We start from the raw sequence: 21,555 nt of genomic DNA, 5'->3' as shown, positions 1-21,555 counted from the left end.
GCAGGTAAGCGTTTTCCCCGCACTATGGAGATCGCTCCCGCACCACATGGACACAGGCGTTCCGCGGCATTGCCGAACGAGGACGTTCACCAGAGAGGACAACGATGTTCAGCAAGAAGCGTCTGGCGGCCGCAGCGGCCGTCGCCACCAGCGCAGCGCTGGTACTCGCCGGCTGCGCCGGCGGCGGCAGCCCTGAGGGCGAGCCCACCTACGACCCCGACGAGAAGGTCACCCTCGACCTCGCCTTCTGGGGCAACGACGTCCGCGCCGACCTCTACAACCAGGCGATCGAGGCGTTCAACGAGGAGTACCCGAACATCACGGTCAACGCGACCTTCCTCGGATTCCCGGAGTTCTGGGAGAAGCGTCAGACCGAGGCGGCCGGTGGCGGTCTCCCCGACGTCATGCAGTTCGACTACTCCTACCTTCGTCAGTACTCCGAGAACGGACTGCTGCTCGACCTCGAGCCCTACCTCGGATCCGTCATCGAGACCGACCCGCTGCCCGAGAACATCCTCAGCATCGGCGTGGTCGACGACACGACCTACGGCATCGCCACGTCGACCAACGCCTGGGGTGTCTTCACGAACCCGACGCTGCTCGAGACCGCGGGTGTCGAGGAGTTCGCCGGAGGCGACTGGGAGGACTACGACGACTGGATGGATGAGGTCACCGAGGCGGGCGCAGGCGAGTTCTGGGGCGGGTCCGACTGGACCGGCCGCATCCAGAACTTCGAGCTGCAGCTGCGCAGCGAGGGCAAGAACCTGTTCGACGAAGACGGCACCCCCGGCTTCGACGAGGACCGCCTCAAGGAGTTCTGGGAGTCCGGCGATGACATCCGCGACGGCGTCGTGGTGCCGCAGCAGGTCGTCGAGGAGCTCAACCCGCTCACGGCATTCGACGCGGCGAAGAACGCCAGCGAGATGACGTGGGACAACTTCGGTGCGGGCTACCTCGCCAACCTCGGCGAGAGCTACACCGAGCTGGGCCTCGTCGCCCCGCCCGTGACGAAGGAGGGCGAGAAGGACCTCTACCTGAAGCCGTCGATGCTGCACACGATCTCGGCCAAGACCGAGCACCCGGAGGCGGCCGCGACGCTCGTCAACTTCCTGGTCAACTCGCCCGAGTCCGGCGAGATCTTCGGAACCAACCGTGGTCTCCCCGCCTCCGAGACCGCTCTCGAGGCAGCTGAGCTCGACCCGATGAGCCAGATCGTCAAGGACTACGAGGAGTCGATCGCCGACCGCCTCGGCGACGCCCCGCCCGTGCCGATCGTCGGCTACGGCACCCTCGAGGAGAAGTTCCGCGTGCTGGGCACCGAGCTCAACTTCGGCACGACGACGGTCGACGAGGCCGTGACGCAGTTCTTCTCCGAGATGGACGTCGTCCTCAACCAGTGATTCCGTCGGTGGGCCGGGTGATCTCCACCCGGCCCACCGCACCCCGCACACTTCGGAAGGAGCTGTCATGAGCACGACGGCGACGAGGACGATCGTCACGGACGAGAAGTCCGGACGAGGACGAACGCTGCGCAGCGGCCGACGCCCCGAGAAGGAACTGGCACGACCGGGTCAGCGCGCACGTCTGCGCCGCGAGACCGCGACGGGGTATGCGTTCCTCACCCCCTGGCTCATCGGCTTCTTCGGCCTGACCGCCGTGCCGATGATCTACTCTCTGTACCTCTCCTTCACGAAGTACAACATCTTCCAGCCGCCCAAGTGGATCGGGCTGGACAACTACATCCGTCTCTTCACGAGCGACCCGAACTTCATCCAGTCGGCGCAGATCACCCTGGTCTACGTGTTCATCGGCACCCCGATCACCCTCGCCGCGGCGCTCGGCGTCGCGATGCTCCTGAACTATCGCGACAAGGGCGCCGGCTTCTTCCGCTCGGCCTTCTACGCTCCGTCGCTCATCGGCGGCTCCGTGTCGGTCGCGATCGTGTGGCGCGCGATGTTCTCGTCCGACGGTCCGGTCGACAGCGGTCTGCAGGTCTTCGGCGTCGACCTCGGAGGGTGGATCGGAAACCCGAGCCTCGTGCTCCCGATGATGATCCTGCTCGCCGTCTGGCAGTTCGGGGCCACGATGGTGATCTTCCTCGCCGGTCTCAAGCAGATTCCGAAGGAGCTGTACGAGGCGGCCGAGATGGACGGGGCCAACGCCTACCGCCGCTTCCGCGCCGTCACCATCCCGATGCTCTCCCCGGTGATGTTCTTCAACCTGCTGCTGGGTCTGATCGGCGCCTTCCAGGTGTTCGCCTCGGCGTACATCATCTCCAACGGCACCGGCGGACCCGCCGGCATGACGAACTTCATCACCGTGTACCTGTACAAGCGAGGATTCTCCGACGGACAGATGGGCTACGCGGCAGCGATCGCGTGGGTCCTGCTGATCGTCGTCGCGATCATCGCCTTCATCCTGTTCCGCACCCAACGGTCGTGGGTGCACTACTCGGGAGACGACAAATGAGCATCACAGAAGCCGTCGTCACGGCATCCGCCCCCTCGCCTCGCCGGCGCGTGAAGCGCAAGACCTGGCAGACCGTCATCTGGTTCGTCGGCCTTCTCGTGCTGACCGCGGTCGTGCTCTACCCGCTGCTGTGGCTGTTCCTGTCGACGTTCAAGCCGAACTCCGAGTTCGGTCAGAACCCCGGTCTGTTCCCGCAGGCGCCGACGATCGAGAACTACGGCAAGGTCATGGAGGGCATCGCCGGAGTGCCGATGTGGCGCTTCTTCCTGAACTCGCTGATCCTCGCGGCATCCGCCGTGGTCGGCACCGTGCTCTCGTCGGCTCTCGCCGCCTACGCGTTCGCCCGGGTGCAGTTCAAGGGGCTCGGGGTGCTGTTCGCCGCGATGATCGGCACACTGCTGCTGCCGTTCCACGTCGTGATCATCCCGCAGTACATCATCTTCAATCAGCTCGGATGGGTCGACACCTTCATCCCGCTGATCCTGCCGAAGTTCCTGGCCACCGAGGCGTTCTTCGTCTTCCTGCTCGTGCAGTTCATCCGCCAGATGCCGCGCGACATGGACGAAGCGGCACGCATCGACGGCGCCGGTCACTTCCGGATCTTCTGGGCGATCATCCTGCCGCTGATCAAGCCCGCCCTGATCACCTGCGCGATCTTCTCGTTCATCTGGGCGTGGAACGACTTCCTCGGGCCGCTGCTCTACCTGACGAGCCCCGAGAACTATCCGCTGCCCATCGCGCTGCGTCTGTACAACGACCAGTCGTCGACGTCGGACTACGGGGCCACGGTCACGGCCTCGTTCGTGGCGCTGTTGCCGGTGCTGCTCTTCTTCGTGGTGTTCCAGCGCTTCCTCGTCGACGGTGTGGCGACGCAGGGTCTGAAGGGATAGCCATGTCGGTCATCAGCGGAGACCGCCGGGAGCACCGTGCGGCGAAGCGCGAGGCGCGCTCGGGCGCCGGCCCGACGGTCTCCGGCATCGAACCGGGCGTCAACCCCGGGGCGACCGCCAAGTTCGGTCTGTTCGGCGAGGTGCTCACGATCGGTCTGATGATGACCGTCGTGGCCCTCGGCGTCGTCACCCTGCCGATCGCGCTCGCCGCCGGCATCCGTCATCTGCGTCGCTTCGTCGCCGCGGAGGATTCGAGGGCAGGTCTCTTCTGGGATGACGTGCGTGCCGGCATCCTGCCCTCGCTCGTGGTCGGTGTTGCGGCGGCGCTGATCGCGGGAGTGCTCACGCTCGACGTCGTGCTGGCCGGGTCTGGTGCCTTGCCCGGGGGCGAGGTCATCGCGGTCGTCGGCTGGGCCGGGCTTCTCGTTCTCGCCGTCGCGATCCTGATGGCCGCGGGTGCCTGGTCTCCTCAGCAGGGGTGGCGCGCAGCAGTCCGCGAGGTGCCGGCAGCCATCCGAGCGGATGCCGCAGGCGCCGCCTACATCGCGGCCGCCGCGGTCTTCACCGGCGTCGTGACCTGGGCGCTCGCGCCGCTGTTCATCGCCGGGATCGGCTGTGCGGCGCTCGCCGTCGTCGCCGTGCCCGCGCGTCGCAGGCGCGGAGTGCACCGCACGGAATGAGAAGGTAGTCGTTGGCGCACGCGCGAACAGACGGAGGCAGGCGATGGCGGTAGGGGTGAAGGACGTCGCGGCTGCGGCCGGCGTCTCGGTCGGCACCGTCTCGAATGTCCTCAATCAGCCGGAGCGCGTGTCAGCCAAGACGGTCGAACGCGTGCAGCGGGCGATCCAGGAGCTCGGCTTCGTGCGCAACGACGCTGCCAGGCAGTTGCGCGCCGGTCGCAGCCGCAGCATCGGCCTCGTGGTGCCCGACATCGGCAACCCGTTCTTCGCCGAGGTGGTCAGGGGAGCGGAAGACAGAGCAGCGGATGCCGGGATGACCGTGCTGCTCGGCAACAGCGATGAACGAGACGAGCGTCAGCTGGCGCATCTCGAGCTCTTCCAGGAACAGCGGGTCAACGGCGTGCTGCTGACCCCCGCCTCCGAGGATCTCTCGGCCGTGCATCGTTTCGCCGCCGGGGGGATGCCGGTGATCCTCGTCGACCGTGAGGTCGAGGAGGGGCTTCTGCCGTCGGTCTCGGTCGACGACGTCGAGGGTGGCCGTCTCGCGGCCGAGCACCTGCTCGCATCCGGGCGTCGTCGTCTGGCCTTCGTCGGCGGGCCGCAATCGGTGCAGCAGGTCGCCGATCGTCTTCGCGGAGTGCAGGCGGCGGTCGCGGCCCACCCCGATGTGACGCTCGAGATCGTCGAGCAGTCCGCTCTCTCCGTTCTCCAGGGGCGGGCGGCGGGCGAAGCGATCGCGGCGCGTCCGGCAGAGTCGCGTCCGGATGCCGTCTTCGCCGCGAACGACCTGCTCGCCGTCGGGCTGCTGCAGGCTTTCAGCTTCGGCTCCGGCATCCGCGTGCCCCACGACATCGCGATGGTCGGATATGACGACATCGACTTCGCCTCCGCCACCGTCGTGCCGCTGAGCTCGGTGCGCCAGCCGGCCAGGCTGCTCGGCTGGACCGGGGTCGACCTGCTGTTGAAAGAGCTCGACGGGGTCGAGCACGACCGCCGCGTGCGGTTCCAGCCCGAACTCGTGGTGCGGGAGTCGAGCTCCGGCGCAGCCTGACGCGACCCCGGTCGTTGAGCGAAGACGACGCAGTCGACTGAGACGAAACGTCGCGACCCGTTCTGCGGAACCTGCCACGTTTCGTCTCGGGCCGCTTCGCGGGCCTCGCTCAACGATCGGTACGGCGATTCGTGACTGCCGCGGTAACCCGTTATGCTTGCAAGGTGCATCCGATCTTCACGGAGCGGATGCCTGGAGACGTCGCATAGTCCGGCCGAGTGCACCACCCTGCTAAGGTGGAGTCCCCTCACGGGGACCAGGGGTTCAAATCCCCTCGTCTCCGCAGTAGAAATCCCTGCTCACGCGGGGATTTTCTGTCTCAGGCACGTGGTCCGGAATCACCGTGCTGCGAGGGCGGCCGCAAGGTACGACGCCGTCGTGCTCCCGCTCGCCGAGGCGATCGAGCCCGGGGTCCCCTGCGCCACGACCGTGCCTCCGAGGTCTCCTGCGCCGGGGCCCATGTCGATCACCCAGTCGGCCTGCGCCACCACGCGCATGTCGTGCTCGACCATGACGACCGTGTTGCCGGCGTCCACCAGATGCTGAAGGTGCACGAGCAGCCGATCGGTGTCCGACGGATGCAGTCCCGAGGTGGGCTCGTCGAGCAGGTAGAGGGTGTCGCCGTGCTGGGCGCGCCGCAGCTCGGACGCCAGCTTCACTCGCTGCGCCTCGCCGCCGGAGAGTTCGGTCGCCGACTGACCCAGCGGCAGATACCCCAGTCCCACGTCGAGAAGCGCGTCGAGGTGTCGAGCGACGTCGGCATCGTCGGCGAAGAGATCACGCGCGTCGTTCACGCTCAGGGCGAGCACGTCGGCGATGGTGTGCCCGTGGAGTTCGATCTCGAGGGTGTCCGGGTTGTAGCGGGTGCCGCCGCACGTGCTGCAGGGAGCATGGACGGTGGGGAGGAAGAGCAGCTCCACCTCCACCGTGCCCTCGCCCTTGCAGGTGGGGCATCGTCCGCTCGGCAGATTGAACGAGAACCGGCTCGCGGCGTATCGCCGCCGGCGTGCTTCCGGAGTCGCGGCGAACAGAGCCCGGACGCGGTCGAAGAGCCCCGTGTACGTCGCCACGTTCGATCGTGACGTGCGGCCGATCGGCTTCTGGCTGACCTGCACGACCCGGCGCACGCGGCCGGCGGGACCGGACGCGCGCCCCGCCGTCTCCGCCGTCGGCGAGGAGAACAGCGGATCAGCTGTCGCTACGCTCCGCTCGTCTCCCGACGTGTCGATCGTCGAGCCGTCCACCTCGCTGGAGAGGCTCTTCTGCAGCAGATCGGGCAGGGCCTGGGTGACGAGAGACGTCTTGCCCGATCCGGAGACGCCGGTGACGGCGGTGAGACAGCCCAGGGGGATCGACACCGAGACGCTGCGGAGGTTGTTCCGTGAGACGTCGGTGAGCACGAGTTCGCCGTCGGGCTCGCGAGGGCCCGCCTTCGGCGTCTGCTGTTCGGCGCGCGGGGCATCGGCGAACAGGTAGCGCCGGGTCTGGGAGTCCTCGGCCTCGCGGAGCCCGTCGATCGGACCCGAGTAGACGATCTCGCCCCCCGTGGCTCCCGCGCCGGGGCCGATGTCGACGATCCAGTCCGCATGCCGGATCACGTCGAGGGAGTGCTCGACGAAGAAGACCGTGTTGCCCGAGTCCCTGAGCGAGCGGAGGATGCGCACGAGCGCTTCGCCGTCGGCGGGATGCAGCCCGGCAGACGGCTCGTCGAGCACGAACATGACCCCGAACAGCTGCGAGAGCACCTGGGTCGCGAGGCGCATGCGCTGCAGCTCCCCGGAGGAGAGGGTGGGAGTCGACCGATCCAGCGAGAGGTATCCCAGACCGAGCTCGATGATCGGAGAGACCCGATCGCGCAGCTCGTCGACCAGACGCTGCGCGGCGAGCTGCCTCTCGGGCGCGAGCGCTTCGCTGTCGGACCCGGCGCCCGATCCGCCGTCGGACGGGTTGAGGGCCGTCTCGAGGAGAGCCGAGAGGTCGGCCAGCGGCAGCGCGGCCATCTGTGTGATGTCGAGACCGGCGAACGTCACGGCGAGCGCCTCGGGCTTCAGTCGGCGTCCCTCGCACATCGGACAGCGGACGCTGACCATGAAGCCCGCCGCCTTCTCGCGCATCTTCGCGCTCTTCGAGTGGGCGAACGTGTTGAGCACGTACTGCTTCACCCCGACGAATGTGCTCATGTACGACGGCTCGATGCCGGCGGCGACGGCCTTGCGCACCTGCGCCGGGCCGCGGTCGGTGAACACCGGCACCTGCGGGGACTCCTCCGTGTACAGCACCCACTCACGCTGCTCCTCCGGCAGATCGCGCCACGGGATGTCGATGTCGTAGCCGAGGGAGATCAGGCTGTCGATGAGCTGCTTGCCGTGCCACGCCCGGGGCCAGGCATCGAGAGCACGGTCGCGGATCGTCAGCGACTCGTCGGGCACCATGAGGTGCAGGGGCACGTCATACACCTGCCCGATCCCGTGGCACCGCGGGCAGGCGCCCTGCACGGTGTTCGCGGAGAAGTCCTCGGCGAACAGCGGGTCGGCGCCAGGCGGGTAGGTCCCGACGCGCGAGTACAGCATGCGCACGACGTTGCCGATGGACGTGGCGCTGCCGACGGTCGATCGGGCGCTGCCGGCGGTGCGCTGCTGGGGGAGGGCGACGGCAGGGGGCAGCCCCTCGATGGCATCGACGTCGGGGATGTCGACCTGGCTCATCAGGCGCCGCGCATAGGGCGCCACCGATTCGAAGTACCGACGCTGGGCTTCGGCGTACAGCGTGCCGAACGCGAGCGAGCTCTTGCCCGAGCCCGAGACGCCCGTGAAGGCGACGAGAGCGTCACGAGGGATCGCGACGTCGACATCGCGAAGGTTGTGCACACGTGCGCCGGTCACGACGATGGAGTTCGACGTGCCCGAGCGCTTCGACGGTGGGGTCCTGCCCATCATGGACCTCTTCTCGTCTCCCGCGCGGAGCGGGGGTGGATGCGGCGATCGCCGTCTCTGCGCCACGCTACCCCGCCCGTCGACTTCGCGGGGGTGCTTGACAGCGGTCGGTCGATCGGGAAGGCGGGCCGATCAGCCGAGTCCGACGGAGGCATCCCGGATGGCGCTGGTGACCGCAGTCCATGCCCTCGGTCGACCGCCAGAAAACGCTATCCTGGAGACCTTCCCCCGCCTGCAGAGGAGCATCGTCCATGCCCATCGCCGCTGATGACCCCCGCCTGACGCACGCCTACGAGGCCGCGTCCACCCGCTACACCGACGTGCCGTTCCAGCGCGCGGGCGCGAGCGGCATCCAGCTGCCCAAGGTGTCGCTGGGCCTCTGGCAGAACTTCGGACGCGATCGCTCGTTCGACAGCCAGCGCGAGATCGTCCTGCACGCCTTCGACCGCGGGGTCGTGCACATCGACCTCGCCAACAACTACGGTCCGCCCTACGGATCGGCCGAGTCGACGTTCGGCGCCGTGCTCGACAGCGGCCTGGCCCGCTATCGCGACGAGCTGTTCGTCACGACCAAGGCGGGGTACGACATGTGGCCGGGCCCGTTCGGCGACGGCGGCTCGCGCAAATACCTCACGCGCTCCCTCGAGCAGAGCCTGCGGCGCATGAACACCGACTATGTCGACGTGTTCTACTCGCACCGCCCCGACTCCGAGACGCCGCTCGAGGAGACGGTGACGGCGCTCGTCGACATCGTGCGCAGCGGGAAGGCGCTCTACGTAGGCATCTCGAACTACCCGGCGGATCTCGCTCGGCAGGCCTATGAGCTGCTGGCGGACCAGGGAGTGAAGCTGCTGCTGCACCAGCCCCGGTACTCGCTGTTCGACCGCACTCCCGAGGCCGAGCTGTTCCCGGCGTTGCGTGGGCTGAAGGTCGGCAGCGCGGTCTTCTCGCCGCTCGCTCAGGGCCTGCTCACCGGCAAGTACATCGACGGCGACGTCCCCGCCGACTCGCGCGCGGCGAACAGCCACTTCCTCAACGGATCGGCCCTCACCGACAGCTACCTCGAGCGCATCCGCGGCATCGACCGCGTCGCGAAGGAGGCGGGTCTGTCGATCCCGCAGCTCGCCGTGGCGTGGGTGCTGCGCGACCCCGTGGTGACGACCGCGATCATCGGAGCCTCGCGCACCGGCCAGATCGACGACGCGGTGGCTGCGAGCCAGGTCGAGCTGTCGGATGACGTCATCGCCGCTCTCGAGGAGTTCGCCGCGGAACCTGGCGCCAGCGTGGTCTGAACAGTGCAGCGATCGGGATTCCGTGGTGGCGTGCTGCCCGCACGCGCTGTCGGGCGGGGCTTCTCGGACCTTTCTGACGCCGTCGCGTAATATTCCGTGCGCCAGCGGGTCTGGTTAGTGGACGCCCCTGCGAACGGGGGCGTCCGCAACGGATCCCGAGGAGCCTCAGATGACAATCGCCCACGTCGAGCTACGGACGCACCAGTGGAGTCATCGCAGCCCCGTTCCGCTGCCCGAACTCGCTTTCCAGCACATCCTCGCGGCGATTCTCCGGGGCGAGTACGTGTCCGGTGACCGGCTCGACACCGCACGCTTCGCTCAGGAGCTGCACATGTCGCTGAACCCGATCCGCGAAGCGATCATCCGGCTCCGCGACATCGGATTGGTCGAGGTCACTCCCGCCCGCTACACCAAGGTCGCCGACTTCTCCGCGGCCGATTCCTGCGCCGCCCTCAGCTATGCCGGGGTGCTCGCCGGCACAGCGCTCAAGAAGGCACTGCCGACCACCGCCGAGGGCGTGCGCTCAGAACTCGCGCTCCACGTCGAAGAGATCGGCCGCGCCGTCGGGGACACCAGCCGCCACGCGGCAGTCATCGGGTTCCTCACTGCCGTGACCGACCTCATCGAGCATCCTCGCCAGGCGATCCATCTCGTCGAGGCAACGATCCTGGCCCAGTGCGCCCTGCAGTTCTCCGGGATCACCCGCGGTGACGGTGTGGCTCAGGCGCGATCCGTCGCGGCCGAAGCCGCCGCGCACGCGATGCGCGCGGGCGACCCGGATGCCGTCGAGACAGCCGTTCGCGCCCTCTTCGAGCACCTCGTCTGATCCGCGGCTCGTTGCGGAGATCAGGGGAGCATGACCTCAGCGGTTCGGAGCCCCCTGCCTGACCCGTCGATAGAGTCGACGCATGACTGCGACGAAGGTGTTGTTCATCGGTGGAACCGGAATCATCTCCTCGGCGGCGAGTGCGCTCGCCGCATCCCGAGGCATGGAGGTGACGCTGCTGAATCGCGGGCAGTCGCGCCGGGAGCCCGCGGAGGGCGTCGAGGTGCTGACGGCCGACATCACGGATGCCGCCGCGGTCGACGCCGCGCTCGCCGGGCGCGAGTTCGACGTCGTCGCCGACATGATCGCGTTCACGCCTGACCAGGTACAGCGTGACATCGACCGCTTCGAGGGTCGCACGGGGCAGTACGTCTTCATCAGCTCGGCATCCGCCTATCAGAAGCCCGTCGCCCGCCTGCCGATCACCGAGTCGACGCCGCTGCGCAACCCGTACTGGCAGTACTCGCGAGACAAGATCGCGTGTGAAGACCTGCTCACCGCCGCCTATCGCGACCGCGGCTTCCCGGTCACGGTGCTGCGCCCCTCGCACACCTACGACAAGTGGACGATCCCGGCCTTCGGCGGATGGACGGCGATCGATCGCATCCGCCGTGGCGAGGAGATCATCGTGCACGGCGATGGCACGTCGCTGTGGACCCTCACCCACTCGAGCGACTTCGCCGTCGGATTCGCCGGGCTGCTCGGCAACCCGCTCGCCAACGGCGACACTTTCCAGATCACCAGCGACTTCGTCTACACATGGAACGAGATCTACTCGATCCTCGGACGCGCGGCCGGGGCCGAGCCGAAGATCCGCTATGCCACAAGCGCGGCGATCGAGGATGCCGCACCGGATCGCGCCGGTCAGCTCTCGGGCGACATGGCGCACTCGGTCGTCTTCGACAACACGAAGATCCGCCGGGTCGTGCCCGACTTCACCCCCGTCATACCTCTGCACACGGCGGCGCGAGAGATCATCGACTGGCACGACGCGCACCCCGACCTGCAGCGGGTCGATCCTGCCGTGAACGCCCTGTTCGACGGCCTGCTCGGCTGACGCAGGATCAGCCGGCGGCGAGCACGGCGAGCACGTTGCCCGCGGGGTCCTTGAACCAGGCGATGTCGGGTCCGCGGTCCGGGCCGCCCCGAAGGATGCCCTTGTCGTCGGTGTCGAACTCCGAGTCGTCGTAGATCTTCGTCACGACCCCGCGGCCGTTGAGCTCGTCCACGGCGGCCTCGACGTCATCCACCGGGAAGTTGAGGATCGTGAAGCTCGCGGGCTCGTGGTTCGGTTTGGCGTAGACGAGGATCGACCCGCCCTCGGGCAGGCTGATGTCGAGGAACCCCATGGCGTTGGTGGTGACGTCCATGCCGAGGGTGTCGCCGTAGAAGGAGCGGGCGGCATCGATGTCGTCGACGCTGAATCCGCTGAACGCGTGTGCTGTCTGAAAGGCGGTCATGGGTTCAGCATGCGCCGCTCCCGGCGAGGTGTCCAGACCCTATGGCCGCACCTGGTTCACGAGACCGTCGCCGGCGAGCAGGCGGGTGACGTTGTCGTCGACGAGCCGGGCGGCACCCACCGGCCGGTTGCCGGCGATGTGCGGGGTGATGAGCAGGTTCGGCGCCTCCCAGAGCGGATCGGATGCCGGGAGCGGCTCCGACTTCGCGACGTCGATCGCTGCGGCGCGCAGCTGCCCTGACTCGAGTGCCGCGATCAAGGCGCCCTCGTCGACGGTGGCACCCCGACCCACGTTCACGAACACGGCACCGGGCTTGAGCGCGGCGAACACCTCGGCGTCGAACAGATCGGCGGTCTCGTCGGTGGCGGGCAGGATCGACACCAGCACGTCGGTGTCTGCCAGCACATCGGTCGCATCGGCATCCGCGAGCACGTCGAAGCCCGACCGCTCGCCGGCGGTGCGGGCGATGCCCTGCACCTCGGCCCCGAGTGCGGTGAGCGACGGAGAGAGCGTCGAAGCGATCGATCCGAAGCCCCAGATGGTCACCCGAGCACCGGAGAGCGTGTGCAGCGCCCGGGTCTCGACAGCACTCTGCTCGTCGATGAACTCGTCGTCCCAGCGGTGCTCGCGCTGGGCGTCGCGCAGGCGGTCGAGTCGGCGCACCGCGCTCAGGATCAGCGCCAGGGCGTGCTCGGCGACCGGACCGTCGTGCAGCGAGCGACCGGAGCAGATGCGCACGTCCGCCGCGAACCCGGCGTTCAGCACCGCGTCGGCTCCCGAGGCCAGAGCCTGCACGAGCTGCAGCCGAGGGAGCACGCGAGCTGCGTGCTGCAGCCACGACGAGGAGTTGTGCCAGACCACCAGCACCTCGGCGTCGCGGTGCTCATCGGGGACGTCCGCGTCGATGTCGTAGACGACGGTCTCGACGTCTGCTGTCAGCGGCAGCTCGATGGTGTTCGGGATCAGGATCTTCATGTGCGTCTCCAGTTCACGGCGGTCAGCGGGGGGATTCGGTCGACTCGCGCCAGATCACGGTGAGCAGACCGTCGGGTCTCGTCGGCGGCTCTCCACCGCGCACGGCGGCGATGAGGCGATGCATCGAGTAGGCCCCCAGTCTCTCGCGGTCCTGCGAGACGCTCGTCAGCGAGGGCACGAGGAACGCGCTCTGGGGGTGGTCGTCCCACCCGGTGACGGCGACGTCGTCGGGCAGCGTCCATCCGCGCCTGGTCGCCGCGCGGATCGCGCCCGTCGCGATGACGTCGTTCGCCGCGATCACGGCCAGGGGCGGTGCATCCGCCGGCAGCGCGTCGACGTCGGCCTCACCGGCGCTGCCGCTCCACTCGTCGCCGAACACCCCCAGTGACTCGAGTCCGAGTCGGGCGATCGTGTCGAGATAGGCGGCGCGGCGGGCTCGCGCCGACGGGAAGTCGTCGGGGCCGGCCAGGTGCACGAATCTCCTGTGGCCCTGCGCGGCGAGTCGCTCGATCATCTCGGCGATCGGACGGGAATCGGTGAACTCGCCGGTCATGTGCATGGCGTCGTCGAACTCGCCCACCGACAGCACGACGGGCCCGCCGTCCCCGTTCGTGTCAGCGAAGGAGAGCGGGGTGAACGCGAGCACCCCCTCGTACTGACCGGAGTCGACGAGCTCGGAGAGGCGCTCGTCGCGGGCCGTCGGGTCCTCGGGCAGGCTCACGACCTCGACGACGTAGCCCTCCTCGCGGGCGGCGGAGATCGCACCCGACAGCAGGGTGAGCGGGTTCATGGTGGCGATCGGCACGACGACCGCGAGTCGCCCGGTGCGGTGCGTGCGCATGGAGCGGGCGGCGAGGTTCGGCCGGTAGTTCAGCTCGGATGCCGCTCGCAGCACCCGGTCTCGGGTGGCCTCCGAGATTCCGGCGCGCCCGGTGAAGACGAAGGACACGGTCGACTGCGACACCCCGGCGAGGTGTGCGACGTCATGGCTCGTCGGCCTCTTGTCCACGGCATCCGTCCTTTCCGGGCTTGACGTGACGGGTGTGCCTCTCGATAGTATCTACTACGTCTTAGTAATACGTAGTAACACCTCATCGAGGAGGCGGCGAATGCTCCGGATCGGCATCATCGGCACCGGCGGGATCGCCGACGCGCACATCCGCGGATACCTCGCGTTCCGCGACGAGTGCGAGGTGGTCGCGCTCGCCGACGTGATCCCGGGCAGGGCGGCCCATAAGGCCGGGGCCTTCGGACTCGCGGATGCGGCGACGTTCGACGATCCGCTCGAGATGATCGCCCACGCGGGCCTCGACATCGTGAGCATCGCGACTCCGCCGTCGACGCACGCGTCGCTGGCGATCGCCGCCCTCGACGCGGGGATCCACGTGCTCGTCGAGAAGCCGATGGCGCCCTCGCTCGAAGAGTGCGATGCGATGCTCGCGGCACAGGAGCGCTCGGGCAGAGTGCTGTCTGTCGTCGCGCAGAACCGATTCCGCGACGACCTCGCGGCGTTGAAAGACGTCGTCGACTCCGGTCTGCTCGGCTCGATCTCGCACGTGCGCGTCGACTCGGCGTGGTGGCGAGGGCTGCCCTACTACGACCTCTGGTGGCGCGGTACGTGGGAGAAAGAGGGCGGCGGATGCACGCTGAACCATGCCATCCACCACATCGACCTGCTGCTGTGGCTGCTGGGGACTCCGACCGAGATCACCGCCATGCTCGCCAACGCGCAGCACGACAACGCCGAGGTCGAGGATCTCTCGGTCGCGATCTTCCGCTACGACCGCGGCCTCGCCCAGCTGACCAGCTCGGTGGTGCACCACGGCGAGGAGCAGGCGATCGTGATCCAGGGTGCGGATGCGCGGGTGTCGCAGCCGTTCTCCGTCGTCGCAGAGCAGTCCCGGCGCGACGGATTCCCCGAAGACGGCGGGGCTCCCGACGTCGTGGCGCGCATCGAGGCTCTCGTCGCCGGCCGCACACCGCTCGCGCATCTCGGCCACGAGGGTCAGATCGGCGATCTGATCGCCGCGATCCGCGACAGCCGGCCGCCGATCGCCGGGGGTCAGGACGGCCGCAATGCGGTCGAGGTGGTCACCGCCATCTACAAGGCGGGGTTCGAACGCCAGTTCGTGTCGCTGCCGATCGCCGCGTCCGACCCCTACTACCGAGCCGGGCAGCTGGTCGCGCACGCTCCGCACTTCTTCGAGAAGACCTCGTCGCTGGTGGAGGCGGCATCGTGACCGCATCCTCGTTCCCGGGTGGCACCTCGCTGTCTCATCTCGACGTGTATGCCGATGCCGCGCCCGACGGCATCTGCGGAGGGAGCCCCCACATGCACCTCGTCTCGACCGAGGCCTATGTCGTGATCTCGGGTGAGGGCGCGCTGCAGACGATCGACGCCGACGGAGTCCGTGAGACGACCCTGACTGCCGGGTCGGTCGTGTGGTTCACCCCCGGCACGATCCACCGCGCCGTGAACCGCGGAGACCTGCGCGTGGTCGTGCTCATGAGCAATGCCGGGCTGCCCGAGGCAGGCGATGCCGTGCTGACCTTTCCGTCCGACGTCGTCGGCGACCCCGACGCGTATGCCGCAGCGGTGTCGCTCGGGGACGACGACGGCGAACGCGCGGCACGAGCCGGACGACGACGCGACCTCGCGGTGACGGGGTTCGAGACGCTGCGGGACGCCGTCGCCGCCGGCGACCGCACCGCTCTCACCGCCTTCCACGATGCTGCTGCGGCGCTCGTGCTCGACCGTGCCCGGACATGGCCCGACCTGGTGCGAGAGGGCCCACTGGCTCAGGCCGAGCACTCGCTCGCGCTCGCCGAGGCTGTGGCATCTGGCTCTGTGGCGCATCTGGCCGACGCTCGCGTGCACCGGGCCGCACCCTCGGTGGGAGAGCGCGCATTCGGCATGTGCGGACGCCTGCGCACCTATAGCGTGAACGATGGTGGCGTGAACGATGAGGAGACCCTGCGATGACCCGCACCTACACCTTCGATCCGCTGCCGGAGCCGGTCGTCGGCCCCGGTGAGTTCGTGTTCGCCGCCGTGGGGCTCGACCACGGCCACATCTTCGGCATGGTCGAGCAGCTTCTCGAGGCTGGCGCCACGCTGTCGCTCGTCTACGACGCCGACCCCGCGAAGCTCGCCGACTTCGTCGAGCGGTTCCCGCAGGCGCGGGCGGCCGCCAGCGAGCAGGAGGTGCTCGACGACCCGCACGTGCGACTCGTCGCGAGCGCGTCGATCGCCAATCAGCGGGCTCGGCTCGGTGTCCGCGTCCTCGACGCAGGCAAGGACTTCTTCGCCGACAAGCCCGCGATCACGACGATGGACGACCTCGCCGCGGCCCGCGAGGCCGTCGAGCGCACCGGGCAGAAGTTCGCCGTCTACTACGGCGAGCGGGTGCACTCCGAGGCGGCGATCCTCGCCGGCCAGCTGATCGATCAGGGAGCGATCGGAACCGTGCTCCAGGTCGCGTCGTTCGGCCCTCATCGCATCGGCACCGGGCGCCCCGACTGGTTCTACGACCCCGAGCAGTACGGCGGGATCATCTGCGACATCGGCAGCCACAACTTCGAGCAGATGCTCTACTACACCGGTGCGACGGACGGAGAGGTGGTCAGCTCGACGGTCGCCAACTACGCGCATCGCGAGACCCCGGGGCTGCAGGACTTCGGCGATGCACACGTGGTGCTCGACAACGGCACGACCGGCTATGTGCGCGTGGACTGGTTCACCCCGGCAGGACTGGACGTCTTCGGCGACGGGCGCACCGTGCTGCTCGGCACCGACGGGTACATCGAGCTGCGCAAGTACACCGACATCACGACCGACAACGGCGGCGGTCAGGTGCTGCTCGTCAATCAGGACGGGCAGTTCCGGTTCGATGCGACGGGCAAGACGGGGTTCCCGTTCTTCGGCCGGCTGATCCGCGACTGCCTCGACCGCACCGAGCATGCGATGACGCAGCAGCACGCCTTCGCCGCGGCCGAGCTGAGCATCATCGCCCAGCGCGACGCTCGGGTGCTCGCCGGCTGACCGCATCCGCCTTCGGCATCCGCCGCCTTCGGCATCCGCCTCAGCATCCGCTGCCTCGCACGTGGTTCGCAGTGCGCGTCCGACGCAGTCGCCACCGGTTCGGGAGGAGTACTGCGCCTCGGGAGGACGGATGCCGTTCACGGCTCCTCCCGAAGCGCAGATCTCCTCCCGAGGCGCAGATCTCCTCCCGAGGGGCCGTCCTCCCGAGGGGCAGGTGCGCGGGATCAGTCGACGATCAGAGCAGCCTGGCGCGCAGCGCCGATCGCCACGTACTCACCGGGTTCCGGCACCTCGACAGGGAGACCGAGGATCTCCGGCGCGACGCGGCGCACGGCCTCCGACTGCGCGCCGCCGCCGATCAGCAGGGCGCGCTCGAGAGGGATGCCGAGGTCGCGCAGCGCGTCGAGGCCCGCGCCCAGTCCGCGCAGCATCCCCTCGACCGCAGCGCGTGCCAGGTTCTGCCTCGTCGTGGATGCCAGTGTCATGCCCGAGAGGGATGCCGTGGCATCCGGCAGGTTGGGTGTGCGCTCGCCCTCGAAGTAGGGGAGCAGCGTGAGTCCGTCCGCGCCCGGCGTGGCCTGCAGAGCGAGATCGCTGAACTCGTCGTGCGTCACACCGAGCAGTGCTGCCGTCACGTCGACGACCCGGGCCGCGTTGAGCGTGGCGACGAGAGGGAGGAAGTTGCCCGAGGCATCGGCGAACCCTGCCACAGTTCCGGTCGCATCGCTCAGCGGGGTGGTGCTGATCGCACACACCGTGCCGGATGTGCCGATCGACACGACCACATCCCCGGGCACGGCACCGAGTCCGAGTGCGGCAGCGGCGTTGTCTCCGGCTCCGGCGCCGACGCGCCGACCATCGGCATCCGTCGTCCACTCGTCGTGTGCGAGCACCCGGGGCAGGATCGCATCGTGCCCCAGAGCGGCGACCAGCAGCTCACGGTCGTACTCGCCCGTCGACGGATTCCAGTAGCCCGTGCCCGACGCATCCGACCGATCGGTCACGAGCTCGTCGAGCACCGGGTTCTCGGGGCCGAAGCCGCGCAGGCGCCACGTCAGCCAGTCGTGCGGAAGAGCGACCGCCGCCACCCGTGCCGCGTTCTCGGGCTCGTGATCGCGCAGCCAGCGCAGCTTCGTGATCGTGAACGAGGCCACAGGAACGAGCCCGGTGCGCGCGGCCAGCTCTGTTGCTCCGTACTCGGCGATCAGTTCCGCCGCCGCCCCTGCGGAGCGCGTGTCGTTCCACAGCAGTGCATCGCGGATGACACGGCCGGATTCGTCGAGCGCCACCAGGCCGTGCTGCTGCCCGCCGATCGACCAGGCCTCGATCTCGTCGAGAGAGCCGGCCTCCGTGATCGCGGCGTTCAGGGCACGCCACCAGGCCTCGGGGTCGACCGACGTCCCGTCAGGGTGCGTCGCGCGACCGGCGCGGACGACCGCTCCGGTCGCCGTGTCGACGACGACGGCCTTGCAGGACTGGGTCGACGAGTCGACCCCGAGAACCAGCGGCATGTCGATCAGCGAGCGCCGAGCAGGTGCTCGGTCGCGAGCTGCTGCAGTCGGACGAAGCCGAAGCCCTTGCCGCCGAAGTAGGAGTTCGCGTCGAAGTCCTCGTATGCCGAGCGGTCGGCGAGGAAGTCGTCGTAGCTCTCTCCGGGGTTGAGGGTCGGCGTCGAGAGCTCGTCGACGCGAGCCGCTGCGAGTGCCTCCTGCACCTCGGGGTCGGCGCGGAACGCCGCAGCGCGCTCCTTCAGGAGCAGGTAGGTGCGCATGTTCGCGGCCGCCGAGTCCCAGACGCCCTTCTCGTCTTCGGTGCGGCTCGGTTTGTAGTCGAAGTGGCGGGGGCCGTCGTAGGCGGGCACTCCGCCGGGGCCGCCGTTCTCGAGCAGGTCGACGAGCGAGAAGGCGTTGTGCAGGTCGCCGTGACCGAAGACGAGGTCCTGGTCGTACTTGATGCCGCGCTGACCGTTGAGATCGATGTGGAAGAGCTTGCCGTGGAAGAGCGCCTGCGCGATGCCGGCGGTGAAGTTGAGTCCGGCCATCTGCTCGTGACCCACCTCGGGGTTCACGCCGACGAGCTCGGGGCGCTCGAGCGAATCGATGAAGGCGATCGCGTGTCCGAGGGTCGGCAGCAGGATGTCGCCGCGCGGCTCGTTGGGCTTCGGCTCGATCGCGAACCGGATGTCGTAGCCCTTGTCGGTGACGTAGTCGCCGAGCAGGTTCACGGCCTCGCGGTAGCGCTCGAGTGCCTGGCGGATGTCCTTCGCGGAGTCGTACTCGGCACCCTCGCGCCCACCCCACATGACGAACGTCTTGGCGCCGAGCTCCGCGCCGAGGTCGAGCTGGCGGAACACCTTGCGCAGGGCGTACCGGCGCACATCGCGGTCGTTCGACGTGAAGCCGCCGTCCTTGAAGATGGGTGCGCTGAACAGGTTGGTGGTGACCATCGGCACGACGAGGCCCGTGTCGTCGAGAGCGCCCTTGAGTCGGTCGATCTGCGTCTGGCGCTCGGCGTCGGTCGATCCGAAGGCGAACAGGTCGTCGTCGTGGAAGGTCAGACCGTAGGCGCCGAGCTCGGCGAGCTTCTCGACGGCGTGCACCACGTCGAGCGCCGGCCGGGTGGGGCCGCCGAAGGGGTCTGCGCCGTTGTAGCCGACGGTCCACAGGCCGAAGGAGAACTTGTCATCGCGGGTAGGGGTGCTCATGGCTGCTCCTGTGCAGGTCATCGAATAAGTTGTGCTTGACAACATATCTCATGACAGGGGGCGCGTCCACCCCCTACAGTGAAGGGATGCCGTCGCAGTCGAGCCCCGCGCTGGGCACCCGCCCCCACAATCTCTCCCTCATCCTGCGGCTCGTGCACGAGAACGGCGCCCAGTCGAGAGCAGCTCTCACCGAGCAGACGGGGCTCAACCGCTCGACGATCGCCGACCTCGTCGCAGAGCTCGTCAGACGGGGGCTCGTCGACGAGCGGGTCCCGGATGTCGCCGGTCGTGTGGGTCGACCGTCGCCGGTCGTGACGGCCTCGGCTCGCATCGTCGCCATCGCTGTGAACCCGGAGGTCGATGCGATCGAGATCGCTGCGGTCGGCCTCGACCGCAGCATCCTCGTGCGCGAACGCCTGCCGAACGAGACGGTGCCGACACCCGGAGTCGTCGCGGCGACGATCGCCGAGCGCATCGCCGCATGGCGCGAGGGGCCGCTCGCCGATGCGCGGATCGCGGCCATCGGCGTCGCCGTGCCCGGTCTCGTGCGCGCCTCCGACGGGGTCGTGCGCAACGCGCCGCATCTGGGCTGGACCGACGTGCCGCTCGCCGACCTCGTCTCCGCGGCCACGTCGTCTGCCGCCTTCGTCGACAATGATGCGACGCTCGGGGCCATCGCCGAGCACCGCTACGGCGCCGGCCGCGGCATCGACGACGTCGTCTACCTGAACGGAGGTGCGTCGGGCATCGGCGGCGGCCTGATCGTCAACGGCAAGCCGGTCGCCGGCGCGGGCGGATACGCGGGGGAGTTCGGCCAGAACAGGCCGCGGATCTCTGCAGACGCGGATCGCCGCACCGCCGATGGCGTGCTCGAGGCCGAGGTGAGTCGCCGTCTGCTGCTCGACGCGGTGGGCCTCGATACGGCGGATGACGAGACGCTCGACGCCGAGCTCTCGGAATCCGGATCGGCGGTGGTGGCTGATGAGATCACGCGTCAGGCGCGTGTGCTCGCGGGGGCGCTGGCCAACGCCGTCAACGTGCTCAACCCCGCTCTCGTCGTGCTCGGAGGGTTCCTCGCGACGATCGCCGATCTGAGGGCGACGCAGATCGCGGACGACGTGCGTGCGCTGGCGATGCCGGAGAGCGCGGAGACGCTCGAGATCCGTCCTGCCGCTCTCGGCGCCGACAGGCTGCTGATCGGCGCGGCCGAACTGGCCCTCGCCGACCTGCTCGCGGATCCGGGGGAGCGCAGCTGACCTCGCGAGGCGACTGATCGGATCCGACGCGGAAAGTCGGGTCGCGGCACACCCTCGGATCGCACGATGGTGAGGAAAGGAGGACCTCATGATCGGAACGCTCAACGCACTGGTCGATCTCGTCGAGGCGGACGCCGCAGACGAGATCGACGTCGCCGGGTTCGCTCGTGTCCACGGGACGACGGAGTACCACCTGCGGCGGATGTTCTCGGCTCTGGCCGGGATGCCGCTGTCGGAGTATGTCCGCCGCCGCCGGATGACGCTCGCCGGAGCAGAACTCGCCGCCGGCGCCCCCAACGTGCTCGATGTCGCGGTGAGACACGGCTACGGCTCGAACGAGGCGTTCGGCCGCGCGTTCCGCGCCGTGCACGGGATCAGTCCGGTCGACGCGCGCCGCGACGGGGGTCCTCTCCGCACACAACCCACGCTCCGGTTCCGCCTGAGCGTCGAAGGGAGCACCCAGATGGACGTCACCATCACCACCACCCCAGAGCTCGTGCTCGTCGGCCACGCCGCGCGAGTGCCGCTCATCCACGAGGGCGCGAATCCGCACATCCAGGCGCACATCGCCTCGATCGCACCCGAAGAGCATCTCAGGCTGAAGGCGATGAGCGACGCGGAACCCGGCGGAATCCTCGCCGTCACCGGTGATGTCGCACCGGACGCGCCGGAGGGGACGGAGCTCACCTATCTGCATGGCGTCTCCGTGTCTGCATCCACCGTGGTTCCCGACGACCTCGACGCCATCCGGGTCGAGGCGGGCGCGTGGGCGGTCTTCTCCGCGTCAGGTCCGTTCCCTGAGACCCTGCAGACCCTCTGGGCGGCCACGGCGACCGAGTGGTTCCCGTCGAACCCCTGGCGGCTGCGCCCTGGTCCGTCGATCGTGCGGTACCTCGAGTTCACCGGCTCGCACGCGTCGTGCGAGCTCTGGCTGGCGGTCGAGCCGACGTGACGCGACTCGGGTGGGCGGCACGGACC

19 protein-coding genes and 1 tRNA gene are annotated in these 21,555 nt (G+C 68.8%); 14 read left to right on the top strand and 6 right to left on the bottom strand.

What is annotated here, in order from left to right; genetic code table 11:
- Positions 1 to 104 precede the first annotated feature (104 nt).
- The 6 genes from OB895_RS08620 (at position 105) to OB895_RS08595 (ending at position 5,373) form a co-directional block, all read left to right on the top strand.
- On the top strand, positions 105 to 1,400 hold the full coding sequence (locus OB895_RS08620) for an ABC transporter substrate-binding protein (protein WP_309694119.1): 1,296 nt from the start codon (positions 105 to 107) through the stop codon (positions 1,398 to 1,400).
- A gap of 67 nt (positions 1,401 to 1,467) precedes the next feature.
- Entirely contained in the window at positions 1,468 to 2,469 is a 1,002-nt protein-coding gene (locus OB895_RS08615; RefSeq protein ID WP_042537052.1) for a carbohydrate ABC transporter permease, read from the top strand.
- Complete coding sequence (locus tag OB895_RS08610; protein WP_042537055.1) at positions 2,466 to 3,359, top strand: carbohydrate ABC transporter permease; 894 nt, start codon at positions 2,466 to 2,468, stop codon at positions 3,357 to 3,359. The genes OB895_RS08615 and OB895_RS08610 overlap by 4 nt, the downstream gene beginning before the upstream one ends.
- Before the next feature lie 2 nt (positions 3,360 to 3,361).
- Positions 3,362 to 4,039: a hypothetical protein gene (locus tag OB895_RS08605; protein WP_311879821.1), complete on the top strand. Its 678-nt coding sequence runs from the start codon at positions 3,362 to 3,364 to the stop codon at positions 4,037 to 4,039.
- A 43-nt stretch (positions 4,040 to 4,082) separates the two neighbouring features.
- The gene (locus OB895_RS08600) at positions 4,083 to 5,090 is read left to right on the top strand and encodes a LacI family DNA-binding transcriptional regulator (RefSeq protein ID WP_309694128.1); all 1,008 of its coding nucleotides are present in this window, start codon (positions 4,083 to 4,085) and stop codon (positions 5,088 to 5,090) included.
- Between the two features lie 194 nt (positions 5,091 to 5,284).
- Positions 5,285 to 5,373 (top strand) — tRNA-Ser (locus OB895_RS08595).
- 55 nt (positions 5,374 to 5,428) lie between these two features.
- On the opposite strand, the gene OB895_RS08590 is transcribed toward OB895_RS08595, so the two are convergent.
- Positions 5,429 to 8,026: an excinuclease ABC subunit UvrA gene (locus tag OB895_RS08590; RefSeq protein ID WP_311879817.1), complete on the bottom strand. Its 2,598-nt coding sequence runs from the start codon at positions 8,024 to 8,026 to the stop codon at positions 5,429 to 5,431.
- 248 nt (positions 8,027 to 8,274) lie between these two features.
- Here OB895_RS08590 and OB895_RS08585 point away from each other — a divergent pair, with 248 nt between their 5' ends.
- From OB895_RS08585 to OB895_RS08575, 3 genes are all read left to right on the top strand, one after another.
- Complete coding sequence (locus OB895_RS08585) at positions 8,275 to 9,315, top strand: aldo/keto reductase (RefSeq protein ID WP_079112237.1); 1,041 nt, start codon at positions 8,275 to 8,277, stop codon at positions 9,313 to 9,315.
- 169 nt (positions 9,316 to 9,484) lie between these two features.
- Positions 9,485 to 10,141: a GntR family transcriptional regulator gene (locus tag OB895_RS08580; RefSeq protein ID WP_079112238.1), complete on the top strand. Its 657-nt coding sequence runs from the start codon at positions 9,485 to 9,487 to the stop codon at positions 10,139 to 10,141.
- Positions 10,142 to 10,223: 82 nt separating this feature from the next.
- A complete protein-coding gene (locus OB895_RS08575; protein WP_079112239.1) occupies positions 10,224 to 11,198 on the top strand; it encodes an NAD-dependent epimerase/dehydratase family protein in 975 nt (324 codons plus the stop codon).
- 7 nt (positions 11,199 to 11,205) lie between these two features.
- On the opposite strand, the gene OB895_RS08570 is transcribed toward OB895_RS08575, so the two are convergent.
- Genes OB895_RS08570 through OB895_RS08560 form a run of 3 tightly spaced genes read right to left on the bottom strand, consistent with a single transcriptional unit; the run spans position 11,206 to position 13,585 of the window.
- On the bottom strand, positions 11,206 to 11,601 hold the full coding sequence (locus tag OB895_RS08570) for a VOC family protein (protein ID WP_042537065.1): 396 nt from the start codon (positions 11,599 to 11,601) through the stop codon (positions 11,206 to 11,208).
- A gap of 39 nt (positions 11,602 to 11,640) precedes the next feature.
- Positions 11,641 to 12,576 carry an NAD(P)-dependent oxidoreductase gene (locus OB895_RS08565; RefSeq protein ID WP_079112240.1) on the bottom strand — a complete coding sequence of 312 codons (936 nt, stop codon included), beginning with the start codon at positions 12,574 to 12,576 and terminating at the stop codon, positions 11,641 to 11,643.
- Between the two features lie 22 nt (positions 12,577 to 12,598).
- Positions 12,599 to 13,585 carry a LacI family DNA-binding transcriptional regulator gene (locus OB895_RS08560; protein WP_079112241.1) on the bottom strand — a complete coding sequence of 329 codons (987 nt, stop codon included), beginning with the start codon at positions 13,583 to 13,585 and terminating at the stop codon, positions 12,599 to 12,601.
- Positions 13,586 to 13,685: 100 nt separating this feature from the next.
- On the opposite strand from OB895_RS08560, the gene OB895_RS08555 reads away from it, so the two are divergent.
- The 3 genes from OB895_RS08555 to OB895_RS08545 are packed head-to-tail and all read left to right on the top strand — an operon-like array spanning position 13,686 to position 16,617.
- Complete coding sequence (locus OB895_RS08555; RefSeq protein ID WP_079112242.1) at positions 13,686 to 14,816, top strand: Gfo/Idh/MocA family protein; 1,131 nt, start codon at positions 13,686 to 13,688, stop codon at positions 14,814 to 14,816.
- A complete protein-coding gene (locus tag OB895_RS08550) occupies positions 14,813 to 15,559 on the top strand; it encodes a cupin domain-containing protein (protein WP_079112243.1) in 747 nt (248 codons plus the stop codon). Before OB895_RS08555 ends, OB895_RS08550 begins: the two co-directional genes overlap by 4 nt.
- Positions 15,556 to 16,617: a Gfo/Idh/MocA family protein gene (locus OB895_RS08545; RefSeq protein WP_079112244.1), complete on the top strand. Its 1,062-nt coding sequence runs from the start codon at positions 15,556 to 15,558 to the stop codon at positions 16,615 to 16,617. Before OB895_RS08550 ends, OB895_RS08545 begins: the two co-directional genes overlap by 4 nt.
- Positions 16,618 to 16,841: 224 nt before the next feature.
- On the opposite strand, the gene xylB is transcribed toward OB895_RS08545, so the two are convergent.
- Both xylB and xylA read right to left on the bottom strand, forming a co-directional pair.
- A complete protein-coding gene (xylB, locus tag OB895_RS08540; RefSeq protein WP_079112245.1) occupies positions 16,842 to 18,128 on the bottom strand; it encodes a xylulokinase in 1,287 nt (428 codons plus the stop codon).
- A 5-nt stretch (positions 18,129 to 18,133) separates the two neighbouring features.
- Positions 18,134 to 19,321: a xylose isomerase gene (xylA, locus tag OB895_RS08535; protein WP_042537080.1), complete on the bottom strand. Its 1,188-nt coding sequence runs from the start codon at positions 19,319 to 19,321 to the stop codon at positions 18,134 to 18,136.
- 86 nt (positions 19,322 to 19,407) lie between these two features.
- On the opposite strand from xylA, the gene OB895_RS08530 reads away from it, so the two are divergent.
- Together OB895_RS08530 and OB895_RS08525 are read left to right on the top strand one after the other, a co-directional pair.
- Entirely contained in the window at positions 19,408 to 20,577 is a 1,170-nt protein-coding gene (locus OB895_RS08530) for an ROK family transcriptional regulator (protein WP_079112246.1), read from the top strand.
- Positions 20,578 to 20,665: 88 nt separating this feature from the next.
- Positions 20,666 to 21,529 carry an AraC family transcriptional regulator gene (locus OB895_RS08525; RefSeq protein ID WP_079112247.1) on the top strand — a complete coding sequence of 288 codons (864 nt, stop codon included), beginning with the start codon at positions 20,666 to 20,668 and terminating at the stop codon, positions 21,527 to 21,529.
- Positions 21,530 to 21,555 lie beyond the last annotated feature (26 nt).

The sequence above is a fragment of the Microbacterium forte genome, assembly GCF_031885415.1.
Lineage (GTDB): Bacteria > Actinomycetota > Actinomycetes > Actinomycetales > Microbacteriaceae > Microbacterium > Microbacterium forte.
The sequence above is the reverse complement of the archived record's forward strand: the minus strand, read 5'-3'. Positions and strand labels throughout refer to the sequence as shown.

Excerpts from the sequence above, each read along its gene's own strand:
- xylB (WP_079112245.1), bottom strand. The coding sequence starts at position 18,128 with ATGCCGCTGGTTCTCGGGGTCGACTCGTCGACCCAGTCCTGCAAGGCC.
- OB895_RS08575 (WP_079112239.1), top strand. The coding sequence starts at position 10,224 with ATGACTGCGACGAAGGTGTTGTTCATCGGTGGAACCGGAATCATCTCC.
- xylA (WP_042537080.1), bottom strand. The coding sequence starts at position 19,321 with ATGAGCACCCCTACCCGCGATGACAAGTTCTCCTTCGGCCTGTGGACC.
- OB895_RS08525 (WP_079112247.1), top strand. The coding sequence starts at position 20,666 with ATGATCGGAACGCTCAACGCACTGGTCGATCTCGTCGAGGCGGACGCC.
- OB895_RS08615 (WP_042537052.1), top strand. The coding sequence starts at position 1,468 with ATGAGCACGACGGCGACGAGGACGATCGTCACGGACGAGAAGTCCGGA.
- OB895_RS08570 (WP_042537065.1), bottom strand. The coding sequence starts at position 11,601 with ATGACCGCCTTTCAGACAGCACACGCGTTCAGCGGATTCAGCGTCGAC.
- OB895_RS08585 (WP_079112237.1), top strand. The coding sequence starts at position 8,275 with ATGCCCATCGCCGCTGATGACCCCCGCCTGACGCACGCCTACGAGGCC.
- OB895_RS08565 (WP_079112240.1), bottom strand. The coding sequence starts at position 12,576 with ATGAAGATCCTGATCCCGAACACCATCGAGCTGCCGCTGACAGCAGAC.
- OB895_RS08545 (WP_079112244.1), top strand. The coding sequence starts at position 15,556 with ATGACCCGCACCTACACCTTCGATCCGCTGCCGGAGCCGGTCGTCGGC.
- OB895_RS08580 (WP_079112238.1), top strand. The coding sequence starts at position 9,485 with ATGACAATCGCCCACGTCGAGCTACGGACGCACCAGTGGAGTCATCGC.
- OB895_RS08620 (WP_309694119.1), top strand. The coding sequence starts at position 105 with ATGTTCAGCAAGAAGCGTCTGGCGGCCGCAGCGGCCGTCGCCACCAGC.
- OB895_RS08600 (WP_309694128.1), top strand. The coding sequence starts at position 4,083 with ATGGCGGTAGGGGTGAAGGACGTCGCGGCTGCGGCCGGCGTCTCGGTC.
- OB895_RS08555 (WP_079112242.1), top strand. The coding sequence starts at position 13,686 with ATGCTCCGGATCGGCATCATCGGCACCGGCGGGATCGCCGACGCGCAC.
- OB895_RS08590 (WP_311879817.1), bottom strand. The coding sequence starts at position 8,026 with ATGATGGGCAGGACCCCACCGTCGAAGCGCTCGGGCACGTCGAACTCC.
- OB895_RS08605 (WP_311879821.1), top strand. The coding sequence starts at position 3,362 with ATGTCGGTCATCAGCGGAGACCGCCGGGAGCACCGTGCGGCGAAGCGC.
- OB895_RS08610 (WP_042537055.1), top strand. The coding sequence starts at position 2,466 with ATGAGCATCACAGAAGCCGTCGTCACGGCATCCGCCCCCTCGCCTCGC.
- OB895_RS08530 (WP_079112246.1), top strand. The coding sequence starts at position 19,408 with ATGCCGTCGCAGTCGAGCCCCGCGCTGGGCACCCGCCCCCACAATCTC.